13 protein-coding genes and 1 pseudogene are annotated in these 15,421 nt (G+C 69.8%); 5 read left to right on the plus strand and 9 right to left on the minus strand.

The window, feature by feature from the left end:
- Positions 1-36: 36 nt before the first annotated feature.
- Together ON41_RS16645 and ON41_RS16650 are read right to left on the minus strand one after the other, a co-directional pair.
- Complete coding sequence (locus ON41_RS16645) at positions 37-780, minus strand: thioesterase II family protein (RefSeq protein ID WP_246829542.1); 744 nt, start codon at positions 778-780, stop codon at positions 37-39.
- Positions 781-904: 124 nt separating this feature from the next.
- Positions 905-1,477: a TetR/AcrR family transcriptional regulator gene (locus ON41_RS16650; RefSeq protein ID WP_040748572.1), complete on the minus strand. Its 573-nt coding sequence runs from the start codon at positions 1,475-1,477 to the stop codon at positions 905-907.
- Positions 1,478-1,578: 101 nt separating this feature from the next.
- Here ON41_RS16650 and ON41_RS16655 point away from each other — a divergent pair, with 101 nt between their 5' ends.
- From ON41_RS16655 to ON41_RS16665, 3 genes are read left to right on the plus strand one after another with little or no spacing between them, the layout of a single operon-like run.
- The gene (locus ON41_RS16655) at positions 1,579-2,793 is read left to right on the plus strand and encodes an FAD-dependent monooxygenase (protein WP_040748573.1); all 1,215 of its coding nucleotides are present in this window, start codon (positions 1,579-1,581) and stop codon (positions 2,791-2,793) included.
- A 50-nt stretch (positions 2,794-2,843) separates the two neighbouring features.
- Positions 2,844-3,854, plus strand: coding sequence for a nucleoside hydrolase (locus tag ON41_RS16660; RefSeq protein WP_040748586.1), 1,011 nt, complete (start codon positions 2,844-2,846; stop codon positions 3,852-3,854).
- A gap of 13 nt (positions 3,855-3,867) precedes the next feature.
- A complete protein-coding gene (locus ON41_RS16665; RefSeq protein WP_040748574.1) occupies positions 3,868-4,758 on the plus strand; it encodes an amidohydrolase family protein in 891 nt (296 codons plus the stop codon).
- Here ON41_RS16665 and ON41_RS16670 read toward each other — a convergent pair.
- The 4 genes from ON41_RS16670 to ON41_RS16685 all read right to left on the minus strand — a co-directional run bounded on the left by ON41_RS16670 (position 4,755) and on the right by ON41_RS16685 (position 11,702).
- Entirely contained in the window at positions 4,755-6,320 is a 1,566-nt protein-coding gene (locus ON41_RS16670; protein ID WP_051161669.1) for an adenylate/guanylate cyclase domain-containing protein, read from the minus strand. The genes ON41_RS16665 and ON41_RS16670 overlap by 4 nt on opposite strands.
- A 72-nt stretch (positions 6,321-6,392) precedes the next feature.
- The gene (meaB, locus tag ON41_RS16675; RefSeq protein WP_040748588.1) at positions 6,393-7,424 is read right to left on the minus strand and encodes a methylmalonyl Co-A mutase-associated GTPase MeaB; all 1,032 of its coding nucleotides are present in this window, start codon (positions 7,422-7,424) and stop codon (positions 6,393-6,395) included.
- A gap of 135 nt (positions 7,425-7,559) precedes the next feature.
- On the minus strand, positions 7,560-9,827 hold the full coding sequence (scpA, locus tag ON41_RS16680) for a methylmalonyl-CoA mutase (protein ID WP_040748575.1): 2,268 nt from the start codon (positions 9,825-9,827) through the stop codon (positions 7,560-7,562).
- Complete coding sequence (locus tag ON41_RS16685) at positions 9,828-11,702, minus strand: methylmalonyl-CoA mutase family protein (protein WP_083905407.1); 1,875 nt, start codon at positions 11,700-11,702, stop codon at positions 9,828-9,830.
- A gap of 270 nt (positions 11,703-11,972) precedes the next feature.
- On the opposite strand from ON41_RS16685, the gene ON41_RS16690 reads away from it, so the two are divergent.
- Both ON41_RS16690 and ON41_RS16695 read left to right on the plus strand, forming a co-directional pair.
- A complete protein-coding gene (locus tag ON41_RS16690; RefSeq protein WP_051161671.1) occupies positions 11,973-12,668 on the plus strand; it encodes a TVP38/TMEM64 family protein in 696 nt (231 codons plus the stop codon).
- Positions 12,669-12,734: 66 nt separating this feature from the next.
- A complete protein-coding gene (locus ON41_RS16695) occupies positions 12,735-13,565 on the plus strand; it encodes an SDR family oxidoreductase (protein ID WP_040748591.1) in 831 nt (276 codons plus the stop codon).
- Positions 13,566-13,633: 68 nt separating this feature from the next.
- Here the strand turns inward: ON41_RS16695 and ON41_RS16700 are convergent.
- The 3 genes and pseudogenes from ON41_RS16700 to ON41_RS16710 all read right to left on the minus strand — a co-directional run.
- Positions 13,634-13,966, minus strand: a pseudogene (locus tag ON41_RS16700) (transglycosylase family protein); the annotation flags it as partial.
- 453 nt (positions 13,967-14,419) lie between these two features.
- A complete protein-coding gene (gene crcB, locus ON41_RS16705; RefSeq protein WP_040748577.1) occupies positions 14,420-14,782 on the minus strand; it encodes a fluoride efflux transporter CrcB in 363 nt (120 codons plus the stop codon).
- Positions 14,779-15,288, minus strand: coding sequence for a fluoride efflux transporter FluC (locus ON41_RS16710; RefSeq protein WP_246829543.1), 510 nt, complete (start codon positions 15,286-15,288; stop codon positions 14,779-14,781). The genes crcB and ON41_RS16710 overlap by 4 nt, the downstream gene beginning before the upstream one ends.
- Between the last annotated feature and the right edge of the window lie 133 nt (positions 15,289-15,421).

The following is a 15,421-nucleotide window of genomic DNA, read 5'->3' on the forward strand; positions in this document are numbered from 1 at the left end:
GATCGCCGTGATGGTGTCGTGGGCCGGGTACATCGCTCAGCGCAGGCGGCCCACGACGAGATCCGCCACCTCGGGCACCCTCTCGTCGAGATAGAAATGCCTGCCGGGAAACACGTCCCGATGAAACTCACCCGAGGTGTGCCGCCGCCACAGGTCGGCCTGTTCGGGCGTGACGGTCGGATCGGCGTCACCTAGTAGCGCCGAGATATCACACCGCAGCGACTCTCCCGGCCGGAACGCGTACGTCTCGACCGCGCGGTAGTCGTTGCGGACCGCGGGCAGCACCAGTTCGGCGAGACCCGGCTCGGAACGCAGGATCGCGACCGCGGCAGGATCGTTCGCCAGCCGCGCCAACTCGTCGATCAGCTCGGCGTCCGGAGCATCGTGCAGGCGACCCGGATAGGGCTCCGACGGCGCGATCCGGCCGGAGACGAACAGATGCGCCACCTCTCGCCCCGCGGCCTCCAGACGCCGCGCGGTCTCGAACGCCACCGTGGCCCCCATACTGTGCCCGAACAACGCGAGCCGCTCCCCTGTCCCCCGCACGGTCAGCTCGCTCGTCACCCGATCGGCCATCTCCCCGATGTCGTCGACCATCGGCTCCCCCAGGCGATCCTGCCGCCCCGGATACTGCACGGCCGCCACCCCGACGCCGCCACCCACCCGCTGCGCGAGCGCCCGATACGCACTCGCCGACCCGCCCCCGGGCGGAAAACACACCAGCACCACCCGAGCCCCGGCCACCCCGCCCAACTCCCGCACCCACCGACCGTCTCCCACCACGACCTCCTTCACGCCCCCGCGACGGCACTCCGTGCATTCCCGCACCCCTTGCATCTTCGCGCACCCCGTCCATAACGCTGGAACGGGTGCGGAAATGTGCAGAGGGTGCGGGAATGCCGGGCTATTCGGTGGTCATGGCCTTGATGGCGAGGGCGATGTCCTCGCCCATGAGGAGGTCGCCGGCGGGGGCGATGAGGCCGAGCATGGCGTAGCCCTGGAACAGGACGAAATAGAGTTTGGCGACGGCGCGAGCCTCGGCGGCCGAGAGGTTCGGGTGCGTCTCGCGCAGGACGGCGGCCAGGTCGGCGTAGGCGCCCTCGGTGGCGTCGGACAGGTACGCGCGCAGTTCCTCCGAACGCGCGATGCGGACCGCGTTCTCCAGACTCAGCAACAACTGCTCCTGGTTGTTCTGGACCACGTCGAGCATGCCGTTCCACGTGGTCTCGACGGCGTCGTGCAGCGAGCGGCCCTCCCCCGCGTCCCGGATCGCCGCCTCCATGCCGTCGCCGATCTCGCTGCCCAGCGACTCCGTGATCGCCTCCGACACCAGCCGGTCCTTCGAGCCGAAGTGATAGCCGATGGCGGCCAGGCTGACACCGGCGATGGTGGCGATATCGCGCGCGGTCACCTTGGCGAGACCCCGCTCGAGGATCGCCTTGCGAGCACCTGCCAAGAGATCTTCCCGGTTTCCCATGACCCCAGCCTACCAGCGTCTTAGACATTTGTTCTAGACAGACGTCTCACGGCATGTTAGACATTTGTCTAAGACATTCGAGTCAACGAACAGGAACCGCCGTGAACACCTCCGCCCACACTCCCCGCGTCCTCGTCTCCGGTGGCGGCATCGCCGGTAATGCCGTTGCGCTGCAACTGCTTCGGGCCGGAATCCCGGTCACGGTCGTCGAGCGCGCCGCCACTCCCCGTCCCGGCGGCCAGGCCGTGGATCTGCGCGGTCCCAGCCGCGAGGTCGCCGAGCGCATGGGCCTGATGCCGGGGATCCGCAAGTACCAGCTCCACGAACTCGGCATGTGCTACGTCGACGCCGCAGGTCGCGAATTCGCCTCGATGCCGATGGAGATGTTCGACGGGAAGGGCCCGGTCGCCGAGATCGAGATCACCCGGGGTGATCTGAATCAGGTGCTGCTGGACGCGCTCACCGCCGCGGGCGGCGACCTCGACTACCGGTACGGCGAGTGGATCGAGGCCCTGCGCCAGGACGATTCGGGTGTCGAGGTGACCTTCGGCTCCGGCCGGACCGAGCGGTTCGACGTGGTCGTCGGCGCCGACGGCGTGCACTCGGCGACCCGGCGGCTGGCCTTCGGTCCGGAGGAGCGGTTCGCGACGTTCCTCGGCGGCTATATGGCGTTCTTCACCGTCCCGACCCCGCCGGATGTGCGACCGGGCTGGTTCGCCCTGCACGCGGTTCCGAGCGCGGCGGTCGGTATCCGTCCGGACGGCGATCCGAGCACCTCCAAGGCGATCATCACGCTGCGCACGGACGCGAATCCGGCGCTGCGCCGCGATGTTTCCGCGCAGCGGCAGCTGGTCCGCGACATGCTCGCCCCGGCCGGCTGGCATGCGCCCATGGTGCTCGAGGAGATGCGGTCGACTCCCGACTTCTACTTCGACGAGCTGGCCCGCATCGATATGCCCACGCTGTCGGCCGGGCGGGTGACGCTGGCCGGGGACGCCGGGTATTGCGGCTCCCCCATGACGGGTATGGGCACCGCGATGGCCCTCGTCGGCGCGTACATCCTCGCGGGCGAGATCGCCGCCACCCCGGCGGATGTGCCCGCGGCGCTGGCGCGCTACGAGGAGAAGGTCACGCCGTTCCTCGACGAGGCCAAGCAGCTGCCCGGCGGCGGCATCAAGATGATGTTGCCGCACAGCAGGATCGGGGCGGCGGCCGCGCGCACCGCCGCGCGCGTCATGATGTCGCGCCCGCTGCGGCCGGTGATGATGAAGGCCATGTTCTCGAAAACCGACAGCTACGAGCTGCCCGCCTACTGACCGGACCGATTCCGGCCATCGCTAGGCTCGATCCCGTGCGGCAGAAGATCATGGTGGACGTCGACACCGGCATCGACGACGCGCTGGCGCTGCTCTATCTGCTCGCCAGTCCAGACGCCGAGATCGTGGGCATCGCCGCCACGGCGGGCAACGTTCCCGCACCGCAGGTGGCGGCGAACAATCTCGCGCTGCTGGATCTGTGCGGGGCGCCCGATCTCGAGGTGGCGCTGGGGTCGGAGTCGCCACTGGCCGTCCCGCTGGAGACCACCGAGGACACCCACGGGCCGCAGGGCATCGGCTACGCGGTGCTGCCGCCGTCGCCGCGGTCGCTGTCGGACCGGTCCGCGGCCCGGCTGTGGGTGGATCTCGTCCGGGCCCATCCGGGCGAGATCGTCGGCCTCTGCACGGGCCCGCTCACGAATCTCGCACTGGCCCTGCGGCTCGAGCCCGACCTGCCCCGGCTGCTGCGGCGATTGGTGGTGATGGGCGGGACGTTCGACCACCCCGGCAACACCACGCCCACCACCGAATGGAACGTGTACGTGGATCCGGAGGCGTGGAAGGAGGTCTTCGACGCCTTCTCCGCCGCGCCGGCGGATCGGCGGCCGCTGGTCTGCGGGCTGAATGTCACCGAGACCATCGAGATGCGGCCGGACCACCTGGTGCGCCTGGCCGACCGGGCGCACAGCGTTCCGGTGGAGGTGCTGTCCGAATCCGATCCGCCGGGCGCGGAATCCAAGGCGGGGAACGGGGTGGTGCGGTTCGTGACCGATGCCGTGCGGTTCTACTTCGAATTCCATCGCGACCACGGCCAGGGCTATCTCGCGCACATGCACGATCCGTTCGCGGCGGCCGTGGCGCTCGATCCGGCGCTCGCGGTCACCCGGCCCGCCACCGTCGATGTCGAACTCGGCGGCACCCTCACCCGCGGCGCCACGGTCGCGGACCGGGCGGGCATGTGGGGCCGGGAACCCAACGCCGACATCGTGATCGGCACCGATCCGGACGCGTTCTTCGACCGGTTGATCGCGCGGGTCGGGGATTTCGCCCGCACGCTGTAGGACAGGAGATTCGTTGAGCGCCACCGGTGACGACAGCGCCTACACCGCCGAGTTCCGCGAGCGGCACGGGCTGCCCGGGCTCATCGATATCCACACCCATTTCATGCCCGAGCGGGTGTTGCGCAAGGTGTGGGCGTATTTCGACGCGGCGGGCCCCATGATCGGCCGCTCCTGGCCGATCGCCTACCGCGACGACGAGGAGGTGCGGCTGAAGACGTTGCGCGGCTTCGGGGTCCGGGCCTTCACCTCGCTGGTGTATCCGCACAAGGCGGATATGGCGGCGTGGCTGAACGAGTGGTCGGCCGACTTCGCCGCCCGCACGCCGGATTGCCTGCACACGGCGACGTTCTATCCCGAGCGTCACGCGGCGAGTTATGTGGAGGCGGCCGTCGAGGCCGGTGCGCGGATCTTCAAGGTGCATGTCCAGGTGGGCGATTTCCATCCCTGCGATCCGCTGTTGAACGACGTGTGGGGGCTGCTCGCCGACGCCGGTATCCCGGTGCTCATCCACTGCGGATCCGGGCCCGCCCCGGGCGAATTCACCGGGCCGGAGCCGGTCGAGGCCCTGCTACACCGTTTTCCGCGCCTGCGTTTGATCGTCGCGCATATGGGTGCGCCCGAATACTCCGAATTCCTCGATCTGGCCGCGCGATTCGAGAATGTCCACCTGGACACGACGATGAACTTCACCGACTTCTTCGAAGCCGAGGACCCCTTCCCCGCCGAGGAGTACAGCCGCCTCCGCGATTTCGGCGACCGCATCCTCTTCGGCAGCGATTTCCCCAATATCCCGTACTCCTACGGACACGCGCTGTACGCCCTCGAGCGTCTGGGACTCGGCGAAGAATGGCTGCGCAATGTCTGCTTCGACAACGCTTCTCGGTTGTTCGGGATCGACGTCTAGCCGCGAGGACGAGCTAGTTCCGTGGGTGCTATCCGACCGCGCAGGGTGACCGATTCGCCGGTCGTCCAGTGGGTTCGTTCGGATTCATCGGCCGCGGCGACGGCGGGCGCGGCGGCCAGGACTCGGGACGGGTCCTGTTTGGCGAGTTCGCAGAGGCGGGCGGCCTCGTTCACGGCGTCGCCGATGACGGTGAATTCGTAGCGGCGGTGGGCGCCGACATTGCCGGCCACCACGCGGCCGGACGAGACTCCGATGCCGGCGTCGAATTCCACGGTGCCGTCGGACAGGCGGCGGCGGATGGCGCGGGCGGCGGCCAGTGCCGCGCCCGCGTGATCGGGCAGGGGTGCGGGCGCGCCGAAGATGGCGAGGGCGGCGTCGCCCTCGAATTTGTTGACGAGGCCGCCGAACCGTTCGACCTCGTCCACCACGACGGCGAAGAAGTCGTTGAGGATCGCGACGATTTCGCCGGGCGGTCGGGTGGCCGCCATCGTGGTGGATCCCATGATGTCGATGAACAGCGCGGCGGCCTCGCGTTCCTCGCCGCCGAGTTCGGGATTGCGGGCCAGCGCGGCGCTCGCCACCTCGTCGCCGACGTGGCGGCCGAACAGGTCCCGGATCCGCTCGCGTTCGCGCAGGCCGTCGACCATGCGGTTGAAACCGCTCTGCAATTCGCCCAGTTCGGTGCCGTCGAACACCGTGACGTGGACGTCGAGTTCCCCGTCCTCCACCCGCTGCAACGCGCGGCGCACGCTGCGGACCGGCGCGACCGTCGCCCCGAGCGTCTGTGTCATCAGCAGCAGCCCGAAGACGAGCGTCGCACCGCCGAGCGCCAGGACGCACACCGCCAGCCGCGCCTCGCTGAACTCCGGGCTCGCGAGTGACAACACCGCGAGCACCATCGCCAGCGCCACGGGCACCCCGGTGCCGAGCGTCCAGACCAGCACCGACCGGCCGAAGACCCCGAGCGCGCGCAACCGGCGGTCCGGGGCCGCCTCGAGGACGCGCGCGGTGACCGGGCGCAGCGCGAACTCCGCGATCAGATAGCTGTTGGCGCACACCACGACCACGGTGAATCCGATGCCCAGCAGGAACTTCGGCACGAATCCGGCATCGAACAGGCCGTACAGCGGCGTCAGCACCGCGGCGGCGCCCAGCCACAGCGCCGCCTGCTGCATCACCAGCCGGCGCGGCACCCGCGCGGCGGCCGCCCGTTCGTCCGCGGTGGGTATCCGGTCCGGATCGATCGCCCAGCGCAGGGTGCGCACGCCCCAGACGGTCCCCCACACGAATCCGATCACCAGCGCCGCCACCGTGTACAGCGGTGTCGCGACGAAATTCAGCAGCACCAACCGGCCGCTGAATACGGTGGGGCCGGGCAGGACGAAGCCGATCAGCGCCATGACCACCGCGATTCCGGTCAGATTCGCGACCAGCAGGGTCACCGTCAGCAGCAGTTGCACGCGCACCCGCCGCCGCCCGGAGGTCTCCTCCGCCGAGCCCAGCAGCCGCGATCCCCACGGTGCGGGTCCCAGCGCGGCGGGGCTCACGTCATGGTCGACCATAGGTGCAGCGTATGCGGGGACGTCCGCGCGGTACGCACGGACACGACGCGGACGGCCGCGCCCGCGTGTCGGTCAGCGCTCGTCGAAGGCGCGCAGAATCTCCTCGGCGGCGAGGGCGGGCGTCAGCGAACCGTCGCGGACGCCCGATTCCACCTGCGCCCGCAGGGACTTCACCGCCGGGTTGTCGGCGAGGCGGCGCAGCAGCTGCTCGTGCACCATGGTCCAGGTCCAGTCGACCTGCTGGCGGCGGCGCTTCTCGGCGAACTCGCCCGCCTCGGTGAGTATCCGGCGGTGCTCCAGCACGGTGTCCCAGAACTGGTCCAGGCCGGTGCCGTTCAGTCCGCTCATGGTGAGAACCGGTGGGCGCCACAGGGATTCGCGGGGGTGGATGAGCCGCATGGCGCCCTGTAGTTCGCGCGCCGCGGATTTCGCCTCGATCTCGTGGCGGCCGTCGGCCTTGTTCACCGCTACCAGGTCGGCCAGTTCGAGGACGCCCTTCTTGATGCCCTGCAACTGATCTCCGGTGCGGGCCAGGGTGAGGAAGCAGAACACGTCGACCATATTGGCGACGGTCACCTCCGACTGGCCGACGCCGACGGTCTCCACCAGGATCACGTCGTAGCCGGCGGCCTCCAGCAGCACGATCGTCTCGCGTGTCGCCTTCGCCACGCCGCCGAGCGTGCCGGCGGTCGGCGACGGCCGGATGTAGGCGTCGCGTTCCACCGCGAGCCGCGCCATGCGGGTCTTGTCGCCGAGGATCGACCCCCCGGTCCGCGTGGAGGACGGGTCGACCGCGAGCACGGCGACCCGGTGCCCCTCGCCGATCAGGTACATGCCCAGCGCGTCGATGAACGTCGACTTGCCCACCCCGGGGACGCCGGTGATGCCGACCCGGTTGGATTCGACCCGTTCGTTCTCCGGGGACAGTTCCAGCAGCAGCCGCTGGGCGGCGTCGCGGTGGTCGGACCGGGTGGACTCGACCAGCGTGATCGCCCGCGCCAGCCCGGCCCGCTCGCCCTTGCGCACGGCCCGCGCGAGACCCTCGACATCGACCTCGCGCCGCCGCCCACCACCGCCGGACCCGCCCGGCGTCGCGGCGCGCAGGGCCGGAGGCAGCCCGCGCTCCGTCGAGAGTGCCTGCGCTCCAGGAATATCCACCGATTCACCCACCTCTCACAGCACCCGTTGCGGGCGGAATCCGCCCGGTGCGGGTCGGGGTCGGCTGTGTACGCCCGGCCATCAAGCTTCGGTGGAGGATTCGGCGCCGATCTCGTGGCCCAGTTCTGCCGCGAGCTTCTTCAGCAGGTCCGCGGCGGCGTCGGCGATCACGGTGCCGGGCGGGAAGATCGCGGCCGCGCCGGCGCGGTACAGGTCGTCGAAGTCGCCGGGCGGGATGACGCCGCCGACGATGACCATGATGTCGGGGCGCCCGGCGTCCGCCAGTGCCTGCCGGAGGGCGGGCACCAGCGTGAGGTGGCCGGCCGCCAGCGACGACACGCCCACGACGTGCACATCGTTGTCTGCCGCCTGCTGCGCCACCTCGTCCGGGGTCTGGAACAGCGGGCCCACGTCGACGTCGAAGCCGAGGTCGGCGAAGGCCGTGGCGATCACCTTCTGGCCGCGGTCGTGCCCGTCCTGGCCCATCTTCGCGACCAGGATGCGGGGACGGCGGCCCTCGGCCTCGGCGAACTCCTCCACCAGGGCGATGGCCCGGCTGATATTGGTCACCTTCCCGGCCTCCTCACGGTAAACGCCTGAGAGAGTGCGGATCTCGGCCTGATGCCGGCCGTACACCTGTTCCAGCGCGTCGGAGATCTCGCCGACGGTGGCCTTGGCGCGGGCCGCGTCGACGGCCAGGGCGAGCAGATTGTTGTCCATGCCGCCCTCGGACGAGGCCGCGGCCCGGGACAACTCGCCCAGCGCCCGCTCCACCTCGGTCTGATCGCGCTCGGCGCGCAGGCGGCGCAGCTTCGCCTCCTGCTCGGCACGCACCCGGGAGTTCTCGACCTTGAGGACCTCGATCTGCTGATCCTCGTCGACCTGGTATTTGTTCACGCCGATCACCGGCTGCTTACCGGTGTCGATGCGGGCCTGGGCGCGGGCGGCGGCCTCCTCGATGCGCAGCTTCGGGATGCCCTCCGAGATCGCCTGCGCCATACCGCCGTGCGCCTCCACCTCGGCGATGTGCGCGCGGGCGCGTTCGGCCAGCTGGTGGGTCAGCCACTCCACGTAGTAGGAGCCGCCCCACGGGTCGATCGGCCGGGTGGTGTTGGACTCCTGCTGGATCAGCAGCTGGGTGTTGCGGGCGATGCGGGCGGAGAAGTCCGTCGGCAGCGCGAGCGCCTCGTCCAGGGCGTTGGTGTGCAGCGACTGGGTGTGGCCCTGGGTCGCGGCCATCGCCTCGACGCAGGTGCGGGCGACGTTGTTGAACACGTCCTGCGCGGTGAGCGACCAGCCGGAGGTCTGCGAATGGGTGCGCAGCGACAGCGATTTCTGGTTCTTCGGCTCGAATTTCGAGACCAGTTCGCTCCAGAGCAGCCGGCCCGCGCGCAGCTTCGCGACCTCCATGAAGAAGTTCATGCCGATCGCCCAGAAGAACGACAGCCGCGGCGCGAACTGGTCGATCTCCATACCCGCGTCCAGCCCGGCGCGGAGGTATTCCACGCCGTCGGCGAGGGTGTAGGCCAGCTCCAGATCGGCGGTGGCCCCGGCCTCCTGGATGTGATAGCCGGAGATGGAGATCGAGTTGAACTTCGGCATCCGCGCCGAGGTGTAGGCGAAGATGTCGGAGATGATCCGCATCGACGGCTTCGGCGGATAGATGTAGGTGTTGCGGACCATGAACTCCTTCAGAATGTCGTTCTGAATGGTTCCGGCCAGCTGTTCCGGTTTGACGCCCTGTTCCTCGGCGGCGACGACGTACAGGGCCAGGATCGGCAGCACCGCGCCGTTCATCGTCATCGAGACCGAGACCTGGTCCAGCGGAATGTGATCGAACAGTTCCCGCATGTCCAGGATCGAGTCGATCGCCACGCCCGCCATGCCGACGTCGCCGGTCACGCGCGGGTGGTCGGAGTCGTAACCGCGATGGGTGGCGAGGTCGAACGCGACCGACAGGCCCTTCTGCCCGGCCGCCAGGTTGCGACGGTAGAAGGCGTTGGAATCCGCCGCCGTGGAGAAGCCCGCGTACTGGCGGATGGTCCACGGCTGGTTCACGTACATGGTCGGGTACGGGCCGCGCACGAACGGCGCCACGCCCGGCACCGAATCCAGCGGGTATCCCTCCGCGGCGATGCGGTCGCGATCGGCCTTGGTGAACACCGGCGGCACGTCGATACCCTCGGGCGTCGACCACACCAGTTGTTCGGGCTCATAGTGATTCGCGGTGGCGGCGGCCCGCACGAACGCGTCGACCTGGTCGCCGCTCACCTCGGCGCCGGCCTCCGGCGCGCCCAGCGGCACCTCGGCGAAACTGCCGATCACGTGCTTGATGTCCCCTGTAGTCATTTACGCTCCCAGCTTTTCCAGCAGGCCGGACAGGGCCGTCACCGCGTCCATGCGAGCCGTCACGAAGGCATCCGGCCGCTGCGTGCCCGACAGGTCGGCCACCGCCTTCTCGGGTCCGGCCAGCAGTACCGTCGCCACGCCCGCGCTGCGCAGCTGCTCGACCGCGGGTCCCGCCTCGGCGGCGTAGCGGGCGTCGGTGCCGCACAGGACGGCGATGGTGGCGCCGGATTCCGCGGCGGCCGCGGCGATTCCGGCGATCGCCAGACCGCCCGGGTTGATCGTCTCGATACCGCCGGAGGCCAGCAGGTTGGCGGCGAAGGTCACCCGCACGTTGTGCTCGGCCACCGGGCCGAGCGGGACCAGCAGCGCCCGCGGCCGCTGCCCGTGCGCGGACAGGTAGGCGTCGGACCGGTCGCGCAGCGCCTCGAACGCGGCGCCGTAGCGCGCGATGTCGCCGGGCCGCCGGGCCGCCTCCGACAGCGGCTCCTCGGCCAGGTTGGGGAATTCGTTGACGCCGGTGACCGCCGTCTTGCGGTGTGCCACATCGGCTTCGCGCCGGGCCCGGACCTCGGCGATCCGGTCGTTCAGCAGGCCCGCCTCGAGCGCCGCGCGGTAGCCGCCGGCCCGCTCGATCTCCTGCATGAACTCCCACGCCTTCGCCGCCAGCTCGGCGGTCAGGCTCTCCACGAACCAGGATCCGGCGCCGGGGTCCCGCACGTGCCCGAGATGCGATTCCTCCAGCAGCAGCAGCTGGGTGTTGCGGGCCATCCGGTCCGAGAAGGCTTGCGACACATCGAGTTCGCCCGGCGGCAGCGCCGAGTCGAACGGCAGCACAGTCACGTAGTCGGCGCCGCCGACGCCGGCGCCGAAGGCCGCCAGCGTGGTGCGCAGCATGTTCACCCACGGGTCGCGCTGGGTCATCATCGCCGCCGAGGTCACGGCGTACTGCGGCGCGTCGCCGAAGGCCGGGGCGCCCAGCTCGTGCGCCACCCGCGCCCACAGCTGCCGTCCCGCACGGAACTTGGCGATGGTCTCGAACTGGTCGTCGGTGGCGGCGAACCGGAACATCAACTGCCCCAGCGCATCCGCCACATCGATACCGGCGTCGGTGAGTAGGCGCAGGTACTCCAGACCGGCCGCGACCGCGGCGCCGAGTTCCTGCGCGTCGGAGGCGCCGGCGTTGTGGAACGCGATGCCGCAGACCGTGATCGCCCGCACCGTCTCCGGCCGCGCGACCGCCTGCCGCGCCAGTTCCACCGCCGCAGCCGGATCCACGTGCGAGGTGCCGTTGAACGCGCTGGTCAGCGGGGTGACACCGAGTGAGACCTGGATATCGGCGGGATTCGGGTCGGCGACGCCCTCGATCCGGTAATCGTCGAGCACCGCGAACAGCCGCTCGGCCGCCGCGCGGGCGTCCGCGCCCGCGTCGAGCACCAGCGGCGCGAGTTCGAACAGCAGCCCCTGTACCGCCGCGGGCAGATCCGCCACCGGGACGCCGCGCTCCCCGACGCCGAGCCACACCGCGCTCAGGCCGTTCTCCAGCGCGCCCAGGATGCGTTGGTTGACCTCCGCGGCGTCGCCGTCACCGAATCGGGACGCGACGTACCAACCCCGGTGTACATCGCGCGTGCCGTCGGTGCCGCGCACGTACGGGAACTCGCCCGGGAGCGGCTGCTCGGGGAGTTCGTCGCGCCGCGTGTACAGCGGGGAGACGGTGAGCCCGTCGTAGGTCGAGACGTCGAGCAGCCGCTCCGGCTCGTCACCGAGCTCGGACGCCTCCACCTTGCGGGCCTTGGCCAGGACACCGGCCACGCCCTTCCGCCATGCGGCATATCCGGGCACGACGTCCGCGCCCGGATCCGAACCTGTCGGCATCGCTGCTGTCCCTCTTCCACTCGATCCGATACTTCAGCTGTACCGGAAAACCGGGCGTCAGCCCAACCCTTCGCACCGTCTTCGCAGCCCGCTGTGTGTCTCGTTCACATTGCGATTCGACTACGTTCCGAGCAGGTCAGCGGGCGTTTCGGTTAACGGTCATTCCGCATTAGTCACTTGATGCTAACCGTCCGGTCGGGAGAACTTCGCGCAGGCTCCCGCTACCAACCGGTAATTCTGACGCGGGGCGCGAACCGGTACCCTGGCTCGGTGCTGAGGAGAATCCGTAATCCGCGCGTGCTGGCGCTACTGGCGCTGGGCGTGGCCCTGGTGGCGGTGGCCCTGCTGGCGCCGCATCCGGCCCCGCAGCAGATCCGGGACTGGGCGGATTCGGTGGGGCCGCTGCTGCCGCTGGTGTTCTTCGCGGTGCACGCGATCGTCACGGTGGCGCCGTTCCCGCGCACGGTCCTCACCTTCAGCGCGGGCCTTCTGTTCGGCCCGGCTCTCGGCATCGGCTTGGCGGTGGCAGCGACGACGGTGAGCGCGGCGCTGGCGCTGCTGCTGGTGCGCGCGCTCGATCGCGATCAGGTGGCGGCGCGGCTGACGCATCCGGCGGTGCGGGCGGTGGATCGCCGGCTGGAACGCCGGGGGTGGCTGGCCGTGGGCTCGCTGCGGCTGATCGCGCCCGTGCCGTTCTCGATCATCAACTATTGCGCGGGGTTGTCGTCGATCCGGATGCTGCCGTATCTGGTGGCGACCTTCGTCGGCATCATTCCCGGCACGGTCGGCGTGGTGGTTCTCGGCGACGCGCTCACCGGGCGCACCGAGCCCGGATTTCTCGTGCTGTCGGGGATCTGCATCACCATCGGGGTCGTCGGGTTGATCGTGGATGCCCGGTGGGGCGCAGAGCAATTCGCCGACCCGGACGTGCTCGAAGAACCCGTCGAGGAGCCCGCCGCCGGGTGAGTCGGGAAGACCCCCGCGCGAAAATTCGAATGCTCGAGTAGGTGCGGCGGTGGCACGATGCCCGGCATGCCTCTGCTACCGGAGCCGACTGCCGAGGAACTCCGCCGCGATCCGCTGCCGCTGCGCGGCCGGGGCGCGCTGGTCACCGGGGCCAGCAGGCGGGGCGGTATCGGATACGCCGTCGCACGGCGGCTCGCCGCCTACGGCGCCAACGTCTACCTGCACCACCATGTCCCCCACGATGCCGAAAAGCCCTGGGGCGCGGACGAACCCGCCGCCGTAGCCGCGGGCGTCCGCGCGGCGCTCGGTGACCCCCGGGCGCGAGTCGCGGAGGGTCCGGGCGACCTGTCCGATCCGGCGGCTCCCGCCCGGCTCGTCACCGCCGCGACGGACGCCCTCGGACGCCTCGACATCCTCGTCGCCAACCACGCGCTCAGCGGTGGCGACGGAACCCTCGACGCCATTGATGCCGCGATGCTCGACGCGCACTGGGCGATCGACACCCGATCGGTCATCCTGCTCGTTCAGGCCTTCGCTCGGACGCGAGCGGCCCAGCCCGGCGGCCGTGTCGTCATGATGACCTCCGGACAGGACATCGCCGGCGGCATGCCCGGCGAGATCGCCTACGCACTCCAGAAGGGCGCGCTCGCCTCCGTCACCCGTAGCCTCGCGACCTCTCTCGCGGACCGGCGCATCACGGTGAACACGGTGAATCCGGGACCGGTCGACACCGACTACATGAGCGGCGCCGAGTACGACTACATCGCGTCCCTGTTCCCCGTGGGCCGCTGGGGCATGCCCGACGACCCGGCCCGGCTCATCGCCTGGCTGGCGACGGACGAGGCGGAGTGGATCACCGGGAATGTCATCGATGCCGAGGGTGGATTCCGCCGATGACGACGCGGCCCCGCCACCCGGATATCGGGTGGCGGGGCCGTCGAAGTCGGTGTTACCCGCGAGCCTTACAGGTACGCGCCGCACACGGGCCACGCGCCCGCGCCCTGGCCGGCGAGCACGTTCTCCGCGACGGCGATCTGCTCTTCGCGGCTGGCGTTCGCGGCGTTGCCGCTGCCGCCGTAGGCGTTCCAGGTGCTCTGGGTGAACTGCAGGCCGCCGTAGAAGCCGTTGCCGGTGTTGGCACCCCAGTTGCCGCTGGCCTCGCACTGGGCGACGGCGTCCCAGTCGTGCGCGCCGGAGGCGGACGCGGTGGAGGTCAGGCCGAACGGAACGGCGACGAGAGCGCCGGCGACGGCGGCCAGACCAAGAGCGCGGGAGCTGAACTTACGGTTCCGAGACATGTAGTAATTCCTGCCTGCGCCCAGCCGGCCCGGAGAATGGTGCGTTACCGGGTCCCTGTCCCCAGTGAATGTCGGGGTCGACCTCGAATCGCGGGACAGGGTTGCCGGTGTTCGGCGATTCGAGTTCCAGCTCGGATTTCCGAGCCGCCGACGACGGTAACGAAAGAATCTCGACAGATCACGTTGCGGTAACAACCAAAAAGTCTCGACCGATACCTCAGACGCGCGCCGTTTATGCAGCTGAATAAAGGCGGCGGCTATATTACATATGCGTAGTTACCCATTCGTTATGTGTTCGAGATCACCACGATATTGTGAACCAGGTCACGTTTAGAGCAACGTTCGAGCAGCCTGGAACACCGCACTCGAGCGGTCCGCGGCGCTCCGAGAAACGATCTTGGTTACCGTTCAGGCAACACCGGCGCGACAGTTACGTCCGGGCATAACACCTGGTCAGCCGGTGATCGCGGCCACGGCCGTGAAGGAGAGCAGCGCCGCGCCGAGGCCCGCGACCACGCTGACGACGACGTTCAGCGTGGCGTAGAGGTAGCTGCGTTCCTCGGCGAGCCGGACGGTCTCGTAGCTGAAGGTGCTGTAGGTGGTCAGTGCCCCGCAGAATCCGGTGCCCACCAGGGCGAATACGGGAGCGGAGACGGCCGCCGCGGCCAGGCCGCCGAGGACCGCACACCCGCCGAGGTTGACCAGGAACGTGCCCCAGGGATACGCGGTGTCGTGCCGCGCCTGGATCGTGCGGTCGACCAGATAGCGCAGGGGCGCGCCGACCATCGCGCCCACGAAGATCAGGATCACGGTCATGCGCCCGCTCCCCTGCGCGCCCGCGCGTACGCGTAGAGGCCGCGGGTCAGTCGCATGGCTGCCAGCGTCGCCGGAAGGGCGCAGACCAGCGTGCCCGCGAGGTAGGCGAACGACAGCGCCACCGTCTCCGGCCGCAGCAGATCGCGCGCCTCGTTGGCGTAGGTGGAGAAGGTGGTGAATCCGCCGAGGATGCCCACCCCGAGGAACGGCCGGACCAGCGGGTGCGGGCTCCAGATATCGGTGATCGCGACCATGAGGACGCCGATGAGGAAGCAGCCCAGGACATTGGTGACGAAGGTGACCCAGGGAAATCCTCCTGCGGGCGTCGGCCACCACTGCGCGAGACCGTATCGGGCCAGCGCGCCGACGCCGCCGCCGACGGCGATGACCGGCAGCACGGCCCCGTGCGAACGGCTCAGCTCGCGACGCTGGGCCGGCTCCCGCAGGTCGATATCCGCATCGATGGGCTCCTCGATCTCCGAGGGCCGGATCTGCCTACTCGTCACACACGTCTCCTACACGAATCGACCACGGGGGTTGCGTTCGGGTAGGGACTGTTGGCGGCCTGCGTGCCGCGGTTGTTCCGGCGGTTCCGGAAGCGGCGAGCCCCACCGCCGCGTTCCCGTCCAGTGAACCAGA

This window comes from Nocardia transvalensis NBRC 15921, from assembly GCF_000308875.1.
Taxonomy (GTDB): Bacteria; Actinomycetota; Actinomycetes; order Mycobacteriales; family Mycobacteriaceae; genus Nocardia; species Nocardia transvalensis.

Excerpts from the sequence above, each read along its gene's own strand:
- ON41_RS16695 (WP_040748591.1), top strand. The coding sequence starts at position 12,735 with ATGCCTCTGCTACCGGAGCCGACTGCCGAGGAACTCCGCCGCGATCCG.
- ON41_RS16660 (WP_040748586.1), top strand. The coding sequence starts at position 2,844 with ATGGTGGACGTCGACACCGGCATCGACGACGCGCTGGCGCTGCTCTAT.
- crcB (WP_040748577.1), bottom strand. The coding sequence starts at position 14,782 with ATGACCGTGATCCTGATCTTCGTGGGCGCGATGGTCGGCGCGCCCCTG.
- ON41_RS16670 (WP_051161669.1), bottom strand. The coding sequence starts at position 6,320 with ATGGTCGACCATGACGTGAGCCCCGCCGCGCTGGGACCCGCACCGTGG.
- ON41_RS16650 (WP_040748572.1), bottom strand. The coding sequence starts at position 1,477 with ATGGGAAACCGGGAAGATCTCTTGGCAGGTGCTCGCAAGGCGATCCTC.
- ON41_RS16685 (WP_083905407.1), bottom strand. The coding sequence starts at position 11,702 with ATGCCGACAGGTTCGGATCCGGGCGCGGACGTCGTGCCCGGATATGCC.
- scpA (WP_040748575.1), bottom strand. The coding sequence starts at position 9,827 with ATGACTACAGGGGACATCAAGCACGTGATCGGCAGTTTCGCCGAGGTG.